This window comes from Gymnodinialimonas sp. 202GB13-11 (assembly GCF_040932485.1).
In the GTDB taxonomy this organism is placed as follows: Bacteria; Pseudomonadota; Alphaproteobacteria; order Rhodobacterales; family Rhodobacteraceae; genus Gymnodinialimonas; species Gymnodinialimonas hymeniacidonis.
Genome location: NZ_JBFRBH010000001.1, coordinates 1,165,152 through 1,182,915, shown reverse-complemented (window position 1 = coordinate 1,182,915; position 17,764 = coordinate 1,165,152). Strand labels below are relative to the sequence as shown.

The window sequence follows — 17,764 nt, the reverse complement described above, 5'->3', positions numbered from 1 at the left end:
AGCCGACAGGCTCGAGGAGCGGCCGCCCCTACTCCGTTCCCTGAAGGTGGGTATAGGTCTCCATATACCGCTTCGACAAATGCTCACCGGCTGTGACCGAAGGCTGCCCCTCTGCCGACACGTCCGTATCGAACACCGGGTTGAAAAACAGCGGGATCGAAATCCGCTCCTGCGCGCCACCGATCACCCTGTGCGGCGTGGCGCGGACCTGACCGGCAGTCCACATCTCAAGCATCTCGCCGAAGTTGATGATGAACGTGCCGGGTTGCGCCTCCACCGGCACCCACGTCCCGTCACGCAATTGCACCTCCAGCCCCGGTTGGCCGTCAGTGGCCAGCAAGGTCAGGCAGCCATAGTCAGTGTGCGCTGCAATGCCGAAATCCTTCTCCCCCGCCCAAGCGGGGCGTTCGGGGTAGTAGTTGCCACGCAGCAGAGCCATGGGCTTAGCGAATTTATCATCAAAGAAGGTCTCGTCCTTCCCAATGGCCACCGAAATCCCCGCCAGAAGGCGCAGGGCAATCGCACGGGCTTGGGTGAAATAGCCCTCGATGGCCTCCTGAAAGCCTTCCGGTGCGTCCGGCCATTGGTTCGGCGCGTAGACCGGCAGGCGTGCGAACGGATCGCCCTTGGGAAGCTCCACCCCACAATCGAAGACCTCTTTGTAATCCGGGTTCGCCGCCGGATCGACCTGTTCGGACCCCGGCCCGCCCCAGCCCCGGTTCGAGCCTGTGACATTCATGTTCACCGCCTCTTTCACGTCACGCGGTCCCTTGAAGAAAGCGCGGTAAGCGGCAATCGCCGCCTCCACATCCGCCGTCGACAGCGCGGTGTTGTGCAGCGTCAGAAACCCAACCTCTTCCGCGCCATGCTTTGTTGAGGCCAGTGCCGCCGGCTCGCGCGCGGCAAGGGCTTTTGCATCAATGTGAGGGATCATCTCGGGCACCTCTCGGGTTGACCATGGGGCGTGGGTTTGCCATCGCTCACCCCCACACAAAATTCTCGGAGGCGGCGATGGCACGGAAACTGGCGGCAGGCAACTGGAAGATGAATGGCACCACCGCAGCGCTGGCGGAGGTTGCGGCGCTGACCGCAGCCATCGAGGCCGAGACCTGTGAGGTTCTGCTCTGCCCGCCCGCAACGCTGATCTCGCGCATGGCGGATATGGCGCAGGGCAGCGGGCTTATGATCGGCGGACAAACCTGCCATCCCAACGGATCGGGCGCGCATACGGGCGATATCTCGGCGGCGATGCTGACTGACGCGGGCGCGTCCCATGTGATCCTCGGCCATTCGGAGCGGCGCGCTGACCATGGCGAGACCGATGAAGACGTTGCCGCGCAAACCGCCGCCGCCACCGGCGAAGGCCTGATCGCCATCGTCTGCGTGGGCGAGACGGAGGCCGAACGCGACGCCGGTGTCACCCTCAACGTGGTCAGCACGCAGCTTGCGGGCTCTGTCCCAGAAGGCACCGACCTAGCCAAGCTCGTCATCGCTTATGAACCGGTCTGGGCCATCGGCACGGGCCGCACGCCGACGCTGGAACAGATCGCCGAGGTGCATGACCACATGCGGGCCGAATTGACGGAGCGGTTTGGACAAGGCGCGCATAATATCCCCCTCCTCTACGGTGGGTCGGTGAAGCAGTCGAACGCGGCTGAGATCTTTGCGGTGTCGAATGTGGACGGCGCGCTGGTTGGCGGCGCGTCCCTGAAGGCGGCAGATTTCAGCGGGATCGTCTCAGCGCTGTCTGGCGCCTGATCCCATAGAAAAGGCCGCCCGCGCCAAACACGGGCGACCTCTGTTTTACGTTACATCACTGGGCGGGAACGTAGCGTTCCGTCGCAATGCGGATGATGCCTTGATAGCCATCCGAATACTGACGCACGGCCAGCAGGTAGCGGCCTGCATTCACCCGCGCCACGATCTCGGAATTCAGCGTACCATTGGAATCGTCGTTGTAAGCGATTTCCTGGCCCAGATCGTTGTAGAGAATGATCAGCGGGTCACTGTCGGTCACTTCGACCGCATTGATGACAAGCGCACCAGCCTCAGGCACGTCCATCGAGAACCATGTCGCCTGCGTGCCCGAGATCTGTGCATCGCGCACCGAACGGCCCGGCAACACGCCCAGATCAACGATCGGGAAGGATCCGTCCATCGGCGGGGCGGCTTCACCGGTTGCATAAAGCTCGGCCAATGCATCCGCCTGGCTGTACGCCAGGACGGACACCGTCACCGGCACATCTGGGTTAGACAGCGCCCGCATACCAATGCAGTAGGTGCCCGCCTGAAGCGGTTGGGTGAAATCGAGGCGGCTGTTCAGCGACCAGGTGCCACCGATCTGCGCGTCGTCATTCTCGCCGATCAGCGTGCCGTTGCCGTCAAAGACGTAGATATACGGGTCCGCATTCGGGTTCTCGGCACGCACCGAGATGGTTTGCGGGCTGTTGAGCGTGAAGCGGTAGTACGGCGCGCCGTTGATCGTGTTAACCGCGCTGACGCCGCCATTGGCCAGATCACCATCGAGTGGGCCGGTGCCAAGCGGCGTGGCCGCGGTTTCGTTGGTGCAGGGATCAACGCCGACGAACAGCGAACCGCCGCCGCCACCGAAGAAGCCACCGGTCAGGCCGGATGTGATGGCATCATGCTCCAGACGGCTGATTTGAATATCCGAGCTCAACTGACCACCCGCAAAACCGCGTGTCAGCATGCAATAGTTGCCGGGCTGAAGCACTGTCTCGGCACGGCTGGCCCAACCGCCGCCACCGTCATCATCGGTGATGACCAACGTTCCGGCTTCGTCGTAAATCTCAATCACGCTATCGCCACTGCCAACCGGCTGCGCCTCAAGCCGGACATCGCCGGCCTCGCTGACGCTGAAAAGGGAGATCACGTTGGCATCAAATGCGATTGGCACGTTCGATTGCAGCAATGGGCCCTCGGATGTCGAGATATCGGACGCTTCGGCGCTGCCGCCAATCCACTGCCCTGTCACGCCGATGCCACCACACGAAACCTCCTGAGCCTGAGCCATTCCGGCGGTCAGGGCCAGCGTGGCCGTTGTTGCAAGGGCAGAAAGAGTAAACTTCATAAATTTTCCTCCAATAGACCGGCGTGTCCTGTCGCGCGCCGGCTCCTCGTTCATTTATGCATGGTGGGCGGGCCTATTCCAGTGGATTGGTTGGAATAATGCAGCGGGGAATTTTCCGGATTTGCCGACTTGCCAAGGCCCTGCCATAACGAATCCCGTGACCGAACCGCGATCTTCCAACGGGCTATCGCCCTTGCGCACACGCGCTGCACGCCCCCGGCGGGCCATTTGGCTGGTGGCGTTGGCGGTATGTGCCGCCCTGATCGGCGTTCTGGCGGCGCAGCCCCGTATTGAGCGCCTCTATTTCAGGCAAGCCGGGGCTGAGGATACCGCAACCTTGCGGCTGGCCACTCAGGTTCTGCGCGGCGCATTGGAGCGAACGCAGGCTTTGCCTGCCTTGATCGCAGATCGCCAGATCCTGCACCAAACGTTGGCCGAGCCGGAAAACGAGGGGCTTGTGCCCTTCACAAACGAGATGCTTCGTCAGGCGGCTCTCTCGCTCGAAGTGTCAGATATCTACGTGATGGACCTCAGCGGGCGGACAATCGCGACGTCCAATTACCGCTCCGACACGTCCTTTCTGGGCCGTTCGTTCAGCTTCCGCCCCTATTTCTCGGATGCCCTCAGCGCCGGGTTAGGGCGCTTTCATGCCTTGGGGACGACATCGGGGCAACGCGGCTACTTCTTCGCGGCACCTGTGATCGACAATACCGAGGTTCTGGGCGTGGTTGCCGTAAAGCTCAGCCTTGATGGCTTCGAGGAGGCTTGGGCCGAAAGTGCGTCCACCATCATCGTGACAGATGTAAACAACGTCGTGTTCCTCTCCGACCGGCCCGATTGGCACTTTCGCACGATTGCCCCCTTGCCGGATGCCGCCGTCGAACAGATCACTTTGACACGACAATATCCGGTTGAGCGTTTGCGTCCCCTTTCTCTTGGAACCGAACCATTAGACCCCGATCTTGGCTTCGGTCTGGACCTTCTGGAGGTTGGGGATGAACGGTTCGTCAGCCAAACCGCCCTGATCGCAGCCGCAGGGTGGCGGGTTTCGATCCTGACGCCCACAGGCCCCGCGACCCAACAAGCGTGGACAACCGTCTTGCTGCTTTGGTTGGTGATCGTGATCGCGGGCTTGATCCTTGCCGCCGTTCTCGGGCGCCGCGCCCGCCTCATCGAACGTCTCGCTGCCGAGCAATCGCTCGCCGCCTTACTGGAAGCGCGCGTTACGGAACGCACCGCTGCCCTGAAGTCCGAGGTTGAGGAACGGCGCGCAACGGAAGAACGCCTGCGCGCAACACAGAAAGAACTGGTACAGGCTGGCAAACTCGCCGCGCTTGGGTCCATGTCCGCCGCGTTGAGCCACGAGTTCAACCAACCGCTGGCCGCCGTGAAATCCTATGCTGAGAATGCCGGCACTTTCCTCGATCGCGGGCGATCGACCGAGGCCCGCGAGAATATCGAACGCATCTCAGGCATGGCCGACCGGATGGCGTCGATCTCAAAGCATTTGCGGAACTTTGCCCGCCGTCCGCAGGACCGGACCGGCCCCGTTGCGCTGACGCAGGTGGTCGATGACGCGCTGGAATTGATGCAGCCCCGTTTGCGCGCCGTGGATGTGCACTATGACCGTCCACCCGCCGAGATCTGGGCGCGCGGTGGCCCGGTTCGCTTGCAACAAGTCGTCGTCAACCTGCTTGGCAATGCGCTTGATGCGATGGCGGGAATGGAGCCGCAAAGGATCGAAATCATCCTGACCGGCGGCGAAAGCTCCGAAATCGCTGTCCGTGATTTCGGCCCCGGCCTGTCGCAGGACGCGCTTGAGCAGGCCTTTGATCCGTTTTTCACCACGAAAGACCCTGGTCAGGGTCTCGGGCTGGGTTTGTCGATTTCTTATAACATCGTGCGCGACTTCGGCGGGCAGTTGGCGGTCACAAACCATCCCCAAGGCGGTGCAGTCTTCCGCATTGTTCTTGAGGCCGCGGCCCCCGCCCCCGCAGAGGTGGCGGCGCAATGACCCTTGGCCCCGTCCTGTTTGTCGATGATGAGCCCGACCTGCGTACGGCCGCCGGACAGACGCTCGCACTGGCCGACTTGCCTGCCCTGCTCTGCGCCTCCGCAAGCGAGGCTCTTGAGCATATCTCAGACGATTTTCCCGGCATCCTCGTCACCGACATCCGTATGCCCCAGATGGATGGCACCGCGCTGATGCGGGCCGCACTCGACCGCGACCCGGACCTGCCTGTCATTTTGGTGACAGGCCACGGCGATGTGGAACTTGCCGTCAGTTCCCTTCAGGCCGGGGCGTATGATTTCATTGAAAAGCCCTACGATCCCGCGCGCCTTGTGGACATCGTGCGCCGCGCCTTGGAAAAGCGTGCCCTGACGATGGAGGTGCGGGCCCTGCGCGGGGATTCCGGCGCGAACGACCCGATCACCAGCCGCCTGAACGGACGCTCCGCCGTCATGTCCTCTCTGCGCAACCGTCTGCGTGCCGTTGCAAGCGCCGATACGGATGTCCTGATCGAAGGGGCCACCGGCACCGGCAAAGAGGTCGCCGCCCGCGCGATCCACGCCGCCTCGGACCGCGCCGCGCGCCCCTTTGTGGCCATCAACTGCGCCGCTTTGCCGGAAGCGTTGATCGACAGTGAACTTTTCGGCCATGCCCCCGGTGCCTTTCCCGGTGCCACGCGCGAACGCTACGGCAAGTTCGAACATGCCCGCGGCGGCACCCTGTTTCTGGATCAGATCGACAGCCTCCCGCTCCCCGTTCAGGGCAAGTTGCTGACCGCCCTGCAAGACCGCGCCATCACACCGCTTGGCTCGAACGAGGCCGTGGCCCTCGATCTGCGCGTCATCGCGGCGTCGAAGCACTCTCTGTCAGACGCCGTCGCCGCTGGCACGTTCCGCGATGACCTGTTCTATCGCCTCAACGTTGTGACAGTGCAGATGCCCACCCTCGCCGAACGGCGCGAAGATATTCCGGGCCTTTACCAGATCCTGCTGAGCCAGGCCTCCGCCCGCCATAACCGACCCGTTCCAGTGATCTCACCCGAGGCGCTGGCCGAGATGGCCGCACGCGACTGGCCCGGCAATGTGCGGGAGCTTCGCAATGCAGCCGAACGCGCCATCCTCGGCCTTGATGGAACGGCCAGCGACGCGACGCCCACCGGCAAACTGGCAGACCGAATGGCCGCCCATGAACGCGACCTGATCGCTGCTGCACTCAGCGCCCATGGTGGCTCCGCCAAAGCCACGTACGAGGCGCTGGGGATCAGCCGCAAAGCGCTCTACGAGAAGATGCAAAAGCACGGGCTGGAGCTGCAAAGCTTCCGTCCAACCCGCGCAAGCTAAGCCTTCAACACCCCACATTGGGCCGAATGTGTCACTTTCGACCCATCCATTGGCACCTTTTGGGTCGAATTCCACCCAAATCCGGATGTGCAGGCGCGGCGTTAGCGCAAACAAGAGGACGTGGCTGTTGTCTGCCCCCACCCGGCCCCGCATCCCTTCGCCCAAGCGCCCGGTGGGGAGCCGGCGCGCGTTAACCAGGGAGACATCCATGACGTTTACAAAACTGGGCGCACTCGCGCTCTCCACTGCCCTTGTGTCCTCCGCCGCCTTTGCAGACGGCCACATTGACCGCACAGGCTGGCCGGAAAGCTTCACGCTTGGCACGGCAAGCCAGGGCGGCACTTACTTTGCCTATGGCTCCGGTTGGGCCAACCTTGTGGCGGACGAACTCGGCATCTCCGGCGGCGCCGAAGTCACCGGTGGCCCGATGCAGAACATGGCGCTTGTCCACACCGGCGAAGCACAGTTCGGCATGACCACAATGGGCCCGGCCTCGGACTCGATCGCGGGCAACAACCCCATCGCCCCCGGCCTGCAAATGACCGGCGCCTGCGCGATGTTCCCGATGTACCAGACGCCATTCTACATCACGGCGCTCGCGTCCTCCGGCATCGAGTCGGTCTCCGACATTCCCGAAGGTGCGCTGATGGGCTTCGGCCCCGCAGGCTCCACCGCGGACACCTACTTCCCGCGCATGATGGAAAGCCTTGGTGCCTCGTTTGAACGTCGCAACGGCGGCTTCAATGACATGGGCAGCCAGCTTCAGGACGGCCTGCTCGACGTTTGGGGTGTTGCAGGTGGTATCCCAACCCCGGCGATCAGCCAGCTAGAAGCCTCGACCGAGATCACCATCATCGAGATGACCGAGGAAGAGCGCGCGTCGATCCTGGAGAACTTCCCGGTGACGCCGTTCGACATGCCCGCAGACACGTATGAGGCGCTTGATGCGGACTCGCCTGCGGTTTCCATGTGGAACTTCGCCATCGCCAATTGCGAACTGCCTGACAGCTTCGTCTATTCGGTAGTCGACGTGATCATGGCCGACAATGAGCGGATGGTGAACATCCACCGCGCGGCCACCGCGACGCTGCCTGAGAACTGGGACACCAACAACGGTGTGATGATGTGGCACCCGGGCGCGGCCCAGTGGTTCACTGAAAATGCCGGCGCCGAAATTCCGGCTGACCAGATCTTCGGCGGCTAAACCCCAGATCATCGGGGCGGGCCTGGCGAGAGTCAGGCCCGCCTTTTTCCCGTAAGACTCTTCGAACGGCTCACCGCCCTTTCATTCGATGGACGCCCCAAAAATGACCGACCAGACCGCGCAGCAGCCCACCGACGATCAAATTGATGGCCCCGTTCTGGCCGAGGGCGTGGATGAAGAGCCTGTTGAAGGCAATCGTCGCTTGTTCAGCGGATGGATGTTCACGGCGACGGCTGGTCTCGCGTTCATTTACGCGGCTTTCCACATGGCCGCCTTGAACGGTCTGTCGATCTCAAGCTGGACCGGGATCGACATCTCGTTCCTGCCGCGCTTCCCGATGGAGACGTGGAACTTCCGCATTGTCCATATCGCGGGCGCGCTCGTTTTGGGTTTTGCGCTTTATGCGTCCCATAAGTTCAGCAATGAAGCGGCCGAGGTACGAAAATCACGGCTTCTGTCTCTGGCAGGCTATATCCTGATACTGCCCGCGCTGTTGGCGGGATACACCGTCATCACCTTCATTGTGCAAATCAATTCGGGCACGCTGCCCGAGATGGGCGGGCTGATCACATGGGGCTCCTTCCCCGGCACGGATACTTACAATGCTGAGGTCTATCGCTTTGGCCTGCCGCTTCTGGTGGCCACAGGCGGCGCCATCGTGCTGAGCTGGTTTGAACGGCAAGCCCGCTCGCAGATCGCGGCGGCTGATATCGTTCTGGCGCTCTGCGCCGTTGTTGTGGCGCTCTATCTCGTCGTCATCTATGGCACCGCCGCGCGTAACTCGGTCGGCACGTCCTTTGTGCCCATCGGGGTCGCCTTTGCAGCCACCGCAGGCTCGGCGATGATCCTGGAACTGACCCGCCGGGTCACCGGGATGGCGCTGGTCGTCATCACCGGGATTTTCCTGCTTTATACATTCACAGCGCACCTCCTGCCGGGCATTCTAGCGGTACAAAATCCCTATTCCTGGCAGCGCTTCTTCGGCCATGTCTATTCGGATGCGGGCATCATCGGGCCGACAACGGCAGTCTCGTCCACCTACATCATCCTGTTCATCATCTTCGCGGCCTTCCTTCAGGCCTCCAAGGTGGGCGATTATTTTGTGAATTTCGCCTTCGCCGCCGCAGGTCGTGCGCGTGGTGGCCCGGCCAAGGTGGCGATCTTTGCCTCCGGTCTGATGGGCATGATCAACGGCACCTCAGCCGGCAACGTGGTTGCCACGGGCTCGCTCACGATCCCGCTGATGAAGAAGGTTGGCTATCGCAAGCAAACCGCCGGCGCGGTTGAGGCTGCGGCCTCCACCGGTGGGCAGATCATGCCGCCGATCATGGGCGCAGGCGCCTTCATCATGGCCGAGATCACCGGCATCCCTTACCAGGAGATCGCGATAGCCGCGATCATTCCCGCCATCCTCTACTTCACCTCGATCTACTTCATGGTCGATTTCGAGGCCGCCAAGCTCGGCATGAAAGGCATGAACGAGGATGAGATCCCGAAATTCCGCGACATGGCACGCCGGGTCTTCCTGTTCCTGCCCATCGTCATCCTGATTGCAGCACTCTTCATGGGGTATTCCGTGATCCGCGCAGGGACGCTGGCGACTGGCGCCGCAGCCGTGGTGAGTTGGCTCACCCCCTATCGCATGGGCCCGCGAAGCATCGTGAAAGCCTTTGAGATTGCTGGCACCATGTCCATCCAGATCATCGCGGTCTGCGCCTGTGCGGGCATCATCGTGGGTGTCATCAGCCTCACCGGCGTCGGCGCGCGCTTCTCCGCTGTGCTGCTGGACCTTGCCGGTGTCTCTCAGCTTCTGGCGCTCTTCTTCGCCATGTGCATCGCGATCCTGCTTGGCATGGGCATGCCCACAACCGCAGCCTACGCCGTCGCAGCCTCTGTCGTGGCTCCGGGCCTCGTGCAGCTCGGCATCCCCCACCTGACGGCGCATTTCTTCGTCTTCTACTTCGCGGTGGTCTCGGCCATCACGCCCCCCGTGGCCCTGGCCAGTTACGCAGCCGCAGGCATCTCAGGCTCGAACCCGATGGAAACCTCTGTCGCCTCGTTCAAGATCGGCATCGCTGCCTTCATCGTGCCGTTCATGTTCTTCTACAACGGCGCGCTCCTGATGCAGGGACCGATCGTGGAGGTCGCAGGCGAAATGGTGCATGAGGCCCCGGCGTGGTACAACCTCGTCCGTGCTGGCGTCACGGCGATCTTTGGAATCTTCCTGCTATCGTCCGGCATCCAGGGATGGTTCATGGGCAGCCGCCCGGCCTGGTTCCTGCGCGCGGCCCTGATCATCGCGGCCCTGCTGATGATCGAAGGCGGCATCATCACGGACCTCATCGGCGTCGGAACCGCGGTCGCGATCTTCGTGGTCCAGCGCATCTTCAATCCCGCACCCAATGCGCCGATCCCAGTGCGCGGCGCGGATTGACCTTTCGACGCTTCACACCGCATTAAGGTTAACGCGCGCGCCGACCACGGAGCGCGCGTTTTCCATTCCGGGCACGCGCCGTCTTCCGTGTGCCAGAAATATCCCCGCCGGAGGCATCCAATAGACGCCATGCAGACCCTTCACCAGCCTCCGACAGAGCAAGACTTCGTCCAAAACCCCTACCCCTTCTACGACCGCGCTCGCGCCACAGGGCCACTGTTCCACTGGGCTGAATACGACCTGATCTGCACAACAACCCACGCCCTCACGAATACCATCCTGCGCGACCGTCGTTTTGGCCGCGAACCGGTGGACCAGCTTCCAATCCCCAACCACCTCAAACCCTTTTACGATGTCGAGGCCCATTCCATGCTGGAGCTTGAGCCACCCCGCCACACCCGCCTGCGCCGCCTTGTCCTACACGCCTTCACCTCGCGCCGCATCAAGGCGCTGGCCCCGGAAATCACCCAACTCACCCACGATCTCATCGACCGTTTTCCCAACGGTGAACACGACCTGCTCGACACATTCTGCCGCCCTATCCCCGTCATCATCATCGCCCGCCTTCTTGGCGTGCCAGAGGCCATGGCCGACGACCTACTGCGCTGGTCCAATGCGATGGTGATGATGTATCAGGCAGGTCGCACCAGCGCCGATGAAGAAAAGGCCGTGCAAGCCACCGAAGACTTCGTCGCTTTCCTGCGCGGCTATGTGGCCGAGAAACGGGCAAACCCCGCAGATGATCTGATCTCAGCCCTCATCGCCGCGGAAGAGGATGGCGAAACCCTCTCCACTGACGAACTGATCACCACCTGCATCCTGCTTCTGAACGCAGGGCACGAGGCGACGGTCCATTCCCTCGGCAACGCCATCAAACTCTGCCTCTCGGACAGCCACCGCCCGCCCGCCGACGCTGCCCCCTTCGTCGAAGAAATGCTGCGCATTGACCCGCCGCTACACATGTTCACCCGATACGCTTACGAAGAGGTCACGCTGCAAGGCCACACATTCCTGCGCGGCGATCAGGTTGGGCTTCTGTTGGCCGCCGCCAACCACGATCCCGCCACCTACCCGGACCCGACCACATTCAACCCAGACCGCCAAGGCCCCGCCAACCTTGCCTTCGGGGCGGGCCTGCACTTCTGCGTCGGCGCACCGCTTGCCCGCCTCGAACTGGGCATCGCCCTGCCCGCCCTCTTCGAGCGCTGCCCGAACCTCCGGGCCGCATCCCCTTCACGCTACGCCGACATCTACCACTTCCATGGCCTCGAAAGCCTGCCCGTGACCTGCGGATAACCCGCCTTCCCATATCCGCATCCTCCTGCAACGGTGGCCACACGACCGGACACCGCTATTCAGGAGAAACCGCATGATCCTAATCTGGGGCACCAAGGGCCGCACATCCGCCGCTGGCGAGGGGGAGTTCTACTGCCCCGATTGCAACACGCGCCACAACTATACCCTGCAAGAGGTCAAACGCTGGTTCACCTTTTTCTTCATTCCGATCTTTCCCATGGGCAAGCTCGGCGAATACGTCGAATGCAACACCTGCAAGGCCACCTACAACGAACGCGTGCTCCAGATGGACCCGGACCGCGCCCGCGCTGAGTTTGAGGCCGCTTTTTCCGTCGCCGCCAAACGTGTGATGTTCAAAATGGCACTAGCCGATGGTGACATCGACGACGCAGAGATCACTCAGATCACGCAAGCCTTTTCCAACATCACCAAACGGAGCATCGACGAAGGGGACATCGCAGCCGAGCTTGAGGCCGCCCGCGCCGACACCTCTTCCATCGCCGATTACCTGCGCGCCGTGGCCCCCGGCCTGAACGACACCGGCAAAGAGCTTGTGATGCGCTCTGCCATCGCAGTGGCCAAGGCTGACGGCCACCTCGATGACAGCGAAGTGGCAGAGCTGCACGCGTTGGTACCAGCCCTCGACTTGCCGCGCCCCTATGCCAATGGCATCTTCGCCGAAGAAGGGCTGCGGCCGATTTAATTGCAAAAGGCCAAGGGCTTGGGCGACACACCACTTTTCACACTGCCCGGCCCCTGGCGGATCCCGATCCAGTTTGACGTCAGCTTGATCGTCCTCGCGATCCTGTTTGGGGTGCTCTACCTTGATCGCGGCATCGGTGCAGCGACTTTGGCCTTCGGCATGATCGTCGTGGCCATCCTCCTCCATGAACTTGGTCATGCGGCGGCCTGCGTGGTGCAAGGGGTGCCCGTCACCCGCGTGGTCCTGTTCGGAGGTGGCGGGTTTTGTGAATTCACCGGCTCCGTCACGCCGAAGCAGGAGGAATTCATCGCTATCGCCGGCCCCTTGGTGAACCTGACGCTTTGGGCCTTGGCAACGCTAGCCCTACCCCTGACCGTCACCGAAATCATCCGTGAGACAATTGTAAACGGTTACCCGATCGCGCCTTTCATCGGCCCCGGCCCGGCGTATGAGGCGCTTTTCATGTTCGCCCGCCTCAACCTGTTCCTGGCCCTTTTCAACCTGATCCCCGTCCTCCCGCTGGACGGGGGGCGCTTGCTCAACTCATGGCTGCACCGCTTCATGCGCGGCATAACGGCAAACAAAGTGTCCGGTGCGGTTGGCGTGGGGCTGGCGATCCTGTGGATACCGCTGCTCTTCGCGGCCTACTTCACCTTCGGCTTCGTGCTGCTCTACTTTCCCAGCATCACGCTGCACTGGCGGTTGTTTCGATCTGGGGCTGCGTAAGGCGGTAGGCCAACGCGATCAGAACAAGGGCGCTGTAGACAACTGCAAGTTGGCTCAGGATCATCTGCCAATCCATGAAAAGGAAATGAGCGACCCACAATGGTGGGTTCCAATCCGATGATAGCACCACCTGCGCAAACGCTTCGACGCCCATCCACCCCAAGACCGCCGGGATTTGTAGGCAAAGCGCGAAGACCGCGAAGGCTGCGGCCGTCACGGCAACGCGGCCCCAACCGGGGGTGGGACCGCGGGAACGCTCCAGAGCAGCGGCAAAGCGCGGCGCAAGCTTTAGGAAGGCCAAGACCGAGATCATCGGGACCAGCACCCAGATCACAATGTCGATGCTCGGTGGAAGAATTGGCCACCGCGCAAGCAACAACGCTTCCAGAAGAAACGGCGCCAGCACCAAAAGAAGCAAACCAGCGACCCGTAGGATCTGTGCGAACGGCACACGCCATCCGCCAACCCCGCCTAAAGCACGCCACCAGATTGCCAACCCCCACGGCCCAAGGATGATCCCGTTAACGACCAGAATTGCGATCAGCGTCTCAGGGTGGCCCGCGATCCACATCAGGTGCTGCAACATCACGGGGTCCCCGCTCCCATCCGCGGCCCAGAAGTCGCGCGTGTAGTGCCCCGCCAAAATCAGCCCGGTGGCAAATTGCAACGCGATCGTCGCCGCAAACGGCAGTCCGAACATCACCAACGCCGCTCGACACGCGCCGCTTCCATGGCGAAAAGGAGCGGCCAGCGCCGCGAGCATCGGCTTACTCCGCCGCGTGTTTGCGGGCTTTCAGCATCGGTGCAAGGTAATGACCCGTATGGCTCTCCGCGACCTCGGCGACCTGCTCCGGTGTACCCTCCGCCACGATCCGCCCCCCGCCATCGCCGCCCTCTGGGCCGATGTCGATGATATGGTCAGCGGTCTTCACCACATCGAGGTTGTGTTCGATCACGACAACCGTATTGCCCTGATCGACCAGCTCGTGCAGCACCTCCAGCAGCTTGCGCACATCTTCGAAATGCAGGCCCGTGGTCGGCTCATCCAGGATATAGAGCGTCCGCCCCGTTGACCGTTTCGCCAGCTCCTTCGACAGCTTCACCCGCTGCGCTTCACCCCCTGATAGCGTTGTCGCTTGCTGGCCAACCTTGATATATCCAAGACCCACACGTACCAGCGCATCCATCTTTTCCCGGATCGACGGCACGGCCTTGAAGAACGTCTGTGCATCTTCAACCGTCATATCAAGAACGTCCGCTATGCTTTTGCCTTTAAAGCGAATTTCCAATGTCTCACGATTGTACCGCGCGCCTTTGCAGGTCTCGCATTGCACGTAGACATCGGGCAGGAAGTGCATCTCGATCTTGATGACGCCATCGCCCTGACAGGCCTCACACCGCCCACCTTTCACATTGAACGAGAACCGCCCCGGCTTGTAGCCCCGCGCCTTCGCCTCCGGCAGCCCGGCAAACCAGTCGCGGATCGGCGTGAAGGCCCCAGTATAGGTCGCCGGGTTCGACCGCGGCGTTCGCCCAATCGGGCGCTGGTCAATGTCGATCACCTTATCAAGATGCTCCAACCCCTTGATCGTTTCACACGGCGCAGGCGTCTGCCGCGCGCCGTTCAGCTTCATCGACGCCGTCTTGAACAGCGTCTCAATCGTCAGCGTCGACTTGCCGCCGCCGGACACGCCCGTCACACAAACGAACTTACCCAATGGAAAATCTGCCGTGACGTTTTGAAGATTGTTCCCGGTCGCCTTCACAACCGAAACCTTCTTCTTGTTGCCCTTGCGTCGCTCGCTCGGCACCGCGATTTCACGCCGCCCGGCGAGGTAGTCGCCAGTGACAGAGCCCTTGGTGGCAATCAGCTGCTCCACCGTGCCCTGCGCCACGATCTCGCCGCCATGCACACCGGCACCGGGTCCGATGTCGAAAACATAATCCGCCTCGCGGATCGCCTCTTCATCATGCTCCACCACGATCACAGTATTCCCCTGATCGCGCAGGTTCTTCAGCGTCGTCAAAAGCCGGTCATTATCCCGCTGATGCAAGCCAATCGAAGGCTCGTCGAGCACATAAAGCACCCCCGTCAAACCCGAACCGATCTGCGAGGCCAACCTGATCCGCTGGCTCTCCCCACCCGACAGTGTCCCGGCATTCCGGCTCAACGTAAGATACTGAAGACCCACATTATTCAGGAACCCGAGACGCTCCCGGATCTCCTTCAAAATTGCCCGTGCAATCTCGTTCCTCTGCGCCGTCAACGCGTCGGGCACCGTCTCACACCAGGCCAAGGCCTCGGCAATCGACATCTGCACAACCTGCCCCACGTGCTGCAACGCGTCAGGCTTGCCGATTTTCACCGCCAAAGCCTCCTGCCGCAGGCGGTAGCCGTCACAAACCCCACAGGGCCGGTTATTCTGGAACCGCTCGAATTCCTCACGGATCCACGCGCTGTCCGTCTCGCGATAGCGGCGCTCCATATTCGGGATCACACCCTCAAACGTGCGCTCCACCTGGTACACGCGCCCGCCCTCGTCGTAGCGGAACTTGATCTCTTCCTCGCCCGAACCGCGCAAGAAAACGTTCTGGATCTTCTCCGGCAGTTTTTTCCACGGCGTCTTGGCGTCAAACCCGTAATGGCGGGCAATCGCCTCAATTGTCTGAACGAAATACGGCGACTTCCCCTTCCGCCACGGCGCAATCGCCCCGTCTTCCAACGACAGCGTCACATCCGGCACCATCAGGCCCGGATCAAAATACAACTCATGCCCCAACCCGTCACAGGCCGGGCAGGCCCCAAACGGCGCATTGAATGAAAACAGGCGCGGCTCGATCTCCGGGATCGTGAAGCCGCTCTCCGGACAGGCGAAATTCTCGCTAAACGTGAACCGCTCCGGATCGCCGTCTTTTGGAGCCGTCTCCAGAATGGCAATGCCATCGGCCAAATCCAAAGCCGTACGGAAGCTGTCGGCCAAACGCGTTTCCGTCCCTTCGCGCACCACGATCCGATCCACAACAACATCGATGTCGTGGCGGAATTTCTTGTCCAATGTCGGTGGGTTATCCAGATCGTGGAACTCTCCATCCACCTTCACACGCTGAAAGCCCTGCTTGCGCAGCTCAAGAAACTCTTTCCGGTACTCGCCCTTCCGGTCGCGCACGATGGGGGCAAGTAGGTAAGCGCGCGTGCCCTCCTCCATCGCCATCACCCGGTCGACCATGTCTTGAACTTGCTGGGCCTCGATGGGCTTGCCGGTGGCAGGCGAATAGGGCGTGCCGACGCGGGCATATAACAGGCGCAGGTAGTCATAAATCTCGGTCACGGTGCCCACGGTGGACCGCGGGTTTTTCGATGTCGTCTTCTGCTCGATTGAGATCGCCGGGCTCAGCCCCGCGATATGATCGACGTCAGGTTTCTCCATCATATCAAGGAATTGGCGGGCGTACGCCGACAGCGATTCCACGTATCGCCGCTGCCCTTCGGCATAGATTGTATCAAACGCCAGCGACGACTTGCCCGAGCCCGAAAGACCGGTGACAACCACCAACTGGTCACGCGGAATATCCAGATCGATATTCTTTAGATTGTGCTCACGCGCACCGCGCACTTCGATCTGCTTCAGCTCTGGCATGACTGCCCCCATTTACCTTGCGCTAACACATAGGGGAGCGGCCCCGAGTCTCCAACCAAAAAAGAAGAACGTTTCAGGAACGCGCGGCGCGGTAGGCCAGACCGGTGACAAAAGCTGCCACGATGCACACCGCAATGGCGACAGGGAAATAGGCCCCCACCGCCAAGGCCGCGAAAATGGGCGTGCCACTGAAGGTGCCTATATTACCAAGTTGCGCCAAAGCCCCGTTGGCCAGCGCACGGTCGTCATTGGCCTCGTTCAACCATGGAACCGCCGCAAAGCCTGCACCCGCGACCACGCCGCTGACGGCCATGGCCGCAATCAAAACGTAAGGTGCGGCAGGCCCCGACATCATCGTTGCCGCGAACATAACGGCCATGGCGGCAAACATGCTCCACACCAACGTATCCGGCGCGATCCAGCGCGCGAATATCCCCGCTGCAAACGATCCCACAATCCCGGCCAAAGGCAAAACTGGGCCAAGCCACGGTGCGCCAAGTGCATCCGGCAGAAACGTAATCAACGCCAGAAACAGGCCCGCGTAGATCCCATGCCCAAGCCCCGGTGCGAACAGGCGCGGCGTTGTGTAGATCAGCAGGTGGTCCGACAGGCGCGGCATCGCGCGGCGCACACTCACCACACCTTTGGGCAACATCCAGGCGAGCAGGGCCAGCATCGCCAAGACCAACGCGGCATGGCCGGCATAGACATGGTTCACACCCGACTCGCCGATCAGCAGGGCGGTTAAAGCAAAGCCAACGCCAAAGAACGTCGCCCAAAGGCCCATCACAAGTGCCCGGTCCCTGTCCGCAGATAAACCGGCCATCAGCGTGGGCACAGCCACCACAAGGATCAGGTGGCCAACCCCTTCAAAGACCCGCATCGCCATGAGAACCGGAAAGGGGGGCAAAAGCGCGCCAAGCCCACCGGCCAGCCCTGAGATTGCAAGCGCCCAGAGGATCGCGCGCCTTGGCCCGATGCTGGCTGTCACACCGCCCGCCATGACCCCGAACAGGATGCCAATCACCGCCACGCCGGAAACTGCAAAGGCCACCGGCCAGCCCGGATAAACCTGCGCCAATCCCTCCAGCGTCAACGATACTTTCGAAAATTGCGCCCCTGCCAAAAGGCCGGTCACGTAAAGCGCCGCGATCAGCGGCCATGGGGTGCGATCCGTGGGCATGGCGCAGGCATGATCTGTTTCAACTCGGGCGTCAATGACGCGAAAAAAGGCGGGAAAACCGGTCTTTGCGGATTGCGGAGAACACGTTAGCGTGTACGAAACGAGCGGATTCTGCCCACTCGACTGCCCCTATTGACC

At 61.8% G+C, this 17,764-nt stretch carries 13 protein-coding genes; 8 read left to right on the top strand and 5 right to left on the bottom strand.

Going from position 1 to position 17,764, the window contains the following annotated elements:
* Positions 1-28: 28 nt before the first annotated feature.
* Positions 29-934: an isopenicillin N synthase family dioxygenase gene (locus V8J81_RS05885; RefSeq protein WP_368474821.1), complete on the bottom strand. Its 906-nt coding sequence runs from the start codon at positions 932-934 to the stop codon at positions 29-31.
* A 77-nt stretch (positions 935-1,011) separates the two neighbouring features.
* On the opposite strand from V8J81_RS05885, the gene tpiA reads away from it, so the two are divergent.
* Entirely contained in the window at positions 1,012-1,758 is a 747-nt protein-coding gene (gene tpiA, locus V8J81_RS05880; RefSeq protein ID WP_368474820.1) for a triose-phosphate isomerase, read from the top strand.
* A gap of 55 nt (positions 1,759-1,813) precedes the next feature.
* On the opposite strand, the gene V8J81_RS05875 is transcribed toward tpiA, so the two are convergent.
* Positions 1,814-3,091 carry a PPC domain-containing protein gene (locus V8J81_RS05875; protein WP_368474819.1) on the bottom strand — a complete coding sequence of 426 codons (1,278 nt, stop codon included), beginning with the start codon at positions 3,089-3,091 and terminating at the stop codon, positions 1,814-1,816.
* 157 nt (positions 3,092-3,248) lie between these two features.
* Here V8J81_RS05875 and V8J81_RS05870 point away from each other — a divergent pair, with 157 nt between their 5' ends.
* The 7 genes from V8J81_RS05870 to V8J81_RS05840 all read left to right on the top strand — a co-directional run bounded on the left by V8J81_RS05870 (position 3,249) and on the right by V8J81_RS05840 (position 12,805).
* Positions 3,249-5,105 (top strand): sensor histidine kinase, encoded by a 1,857-nt coding sequence (locus tag V8J81_RS05870; protein WP_368474818.1) that lies wholly within the window; start codon positions 3,249-3,251, stop codon positions 5,103-5,105.
* Positions 5,102-6,442 (top strand): sigma-54-dependent transcriptional regulator, encoded by a 1,341-nt coding sequence (locus tag V8J81_RS05865; RefSeq protein ID WP_368474817.1) that lies wholly within the window; start codon positions 5,102-5,104, stop codon positions 6,440-6,442. The genes V8J81_RS05870 and V8J81_RS05865 overlap by 4 nt, the downstream gene beginning before the upstream one ends.
* Positions 6,443-6,650: 208 nt before the next feature.
* On the top strand, positions 6,651-7,646 hold the full coding sequence (locus V8J81_RS05860) for a TAXI family TRAP transporter solute-binding subunit (RefSeq protein ID WP_368474816.1): 996 nt from the start codon (positions 6,651-6,653) through the stop codon (positions 7,644-7,646).
* Positions 7,647-7,749: 103 nt separating this feature from the next.
* Positions 7,750-10,080: a TRAP transporter permease gene (locus V8J81_RS05855; RefSeq protein ID WP_368474815.1), complete on the top strand. Its 2,331-nt coding sequence runs from the start codon at positions 7,750-7,752 to the stop codon at positions 10,078-10,080.
* Positions 10,081-10,209: 129 nt separating this feature from the next.
* Positions 10,210-11,376 carry a cytochrome P450 gene (locus V8J81_RS05850; protein WP_368474814.1) on the top strand — a complete coding sequence of 389 codons (1,167 nt, stop codon included), beginning with the start codon at positions 10,210-10,212 and terminating at the stop codon, positions 11,374-11,376.
* Positions 11,377-11,449: 73 nt separating this feature from the next.
* On the top strand, positions 11,450-12,079 hold the full coding sequence (locus V8J81_RS05845) for a tellurite resistance TerB family protein (RefSeq protein ID WP_368474813.1): 630 nt from the start codon (positions 11,450-11,452) through the stop codon (positions 12,077-12,079).
* An 18-nt stretch (positions 12,080-12,097) separates the two neighbouring features.
* Positions 12,098-12,805, top strand: coding sequence for a M50 family metallopeptidase (locus V8J81_RS05840; protein ID WP_368474812.1), 708 nt, complete (start codon positions 12,098-12,100; stop codon positions 12,803-12,805).
* On the opposite strand, the gene V8J81_RS05835 is transcribed toward V8J81_RS05840, so the two are convergent.
* The 3 genes from V8J81_RS05835 to V8J81_RS05825 form a co-directional block, all read right to left on the bottom strand.
* Positions 12,765-13,568: a hypothetical protein gene (locus tag V8J81_RS05835; RefSeq protein ID WP_368474811.1), complete on the bottom strand. Its 804-nt coding sequence runs from the start codon at positions 13,566-13,568 to the stop codon at positions 12,765-12,767. The two genes, V8J81_RS05840 and V8J81_RS05835, sit on opposite strands and share 41 nt — an antisense overlap.
* Before the next feature lie 4 nt (positions 13,569-13,572).
* Entirely contained in the window at positions 13,573-16,443 is a 2,871-nt protein-coding gene (gene uvrA, locus V8J81_RS05830) for an excinuclease ABC subunit UvrA (RefSeq protein ID WP_368474810.1), read from the bottom strand.
* Positions 16,444-16,516: 73 nt separating this feature from the next.
* Complete coding sequence (locus V8J81_RS05825; protein WP_368474809.1) at positions 16,517-17,626, bottom strand: MFS transporter; 1,110 nt, start codon at positions 17,624-17,626, stop codon at positions 16,517-16,519.
* Between the last annotated feature and the right edge of the window lie 138 nt (positions 17,627-17,764).

Bases quoted from the DNA above. Each gene is read 5' to 3' on its own strand.
- V8J81_RS05885 (WP_368474821.1), bottom strand. From the start codon at position 934: ATGATCCCTCACATTGATGCAAAAGCCCTTGCCGCGCGCGAGCCGGCG.
- tpiA (WP_368474820.1), top strand. From the start codon at position 1,012: ATGGCACGGAAACTGGCGGCAGGCAACTGGAAGATGAATGGCACCACC.
- V8J81_RS05875 (WP_368474819.1), bottom strand. From the start codon at position 3,091: ATGAAGTTTACTCTTTCTGCCCTTGCAACAACGGCCACGCTGGCCCTG.
- V8J81_RS05865 (WP_368474817.1), top strand. From the start codon at position 5,102: ATGACCCTTGGCCCCGTCCTGTTTGTCGATGATGAGCCCGACCTGCGT.
- V8J81_RS05860 (WP_368474816.1), top strand. From the start codon at position 6,651: ATGACGTTTACAAAACTGGGCGCACTCGCGCTCTCCACTGCCCTTGTG.
- V8J81_RS05855 (WP_368474815.1), top strand. From the start codon at position 7,750: ATGACCGACCAGACCGCGCAGCAGCCCACCGACGATCAAATTGATGGC.
- V8J81_RS05850 (WP_368474814.1), top strand. From the start codon at position 10,210: ATGCAGACCCTTCACCAGCCTCCGACAGAGCAAGACTTCGTCCAAAAC.
- V8J81_RS05845 (WP_368474813.1), top strand. From the start codon at position 11,450: ATGATCCTAATCTGGGGCACCAAGGGCCGCACATCCGCCGCTGGCGAG.
- V8J81_RS05835 (WP_368474811.1), bottom strand. From the start codon at position 13,568: ATGCTCGCGGCGCTGGCCGCTCCTTTTCGCCATGGAAGCGGCGCGTGT.
- uvrA (WP_368474810.1), bottom strand. From the start codon at position 16,443: ATGCCAGAGCTGAAGCAGATCGAAGTGCGCGGTGCGCGTGAGCACAAT.
- V8J81_RS05825 (WP_368474809.1), bottom strand. From the start codon at position 17,626: ATGCCCACGGATCGCACCCCATGGCCGCTGATCGCGGCGCTTTACGTG.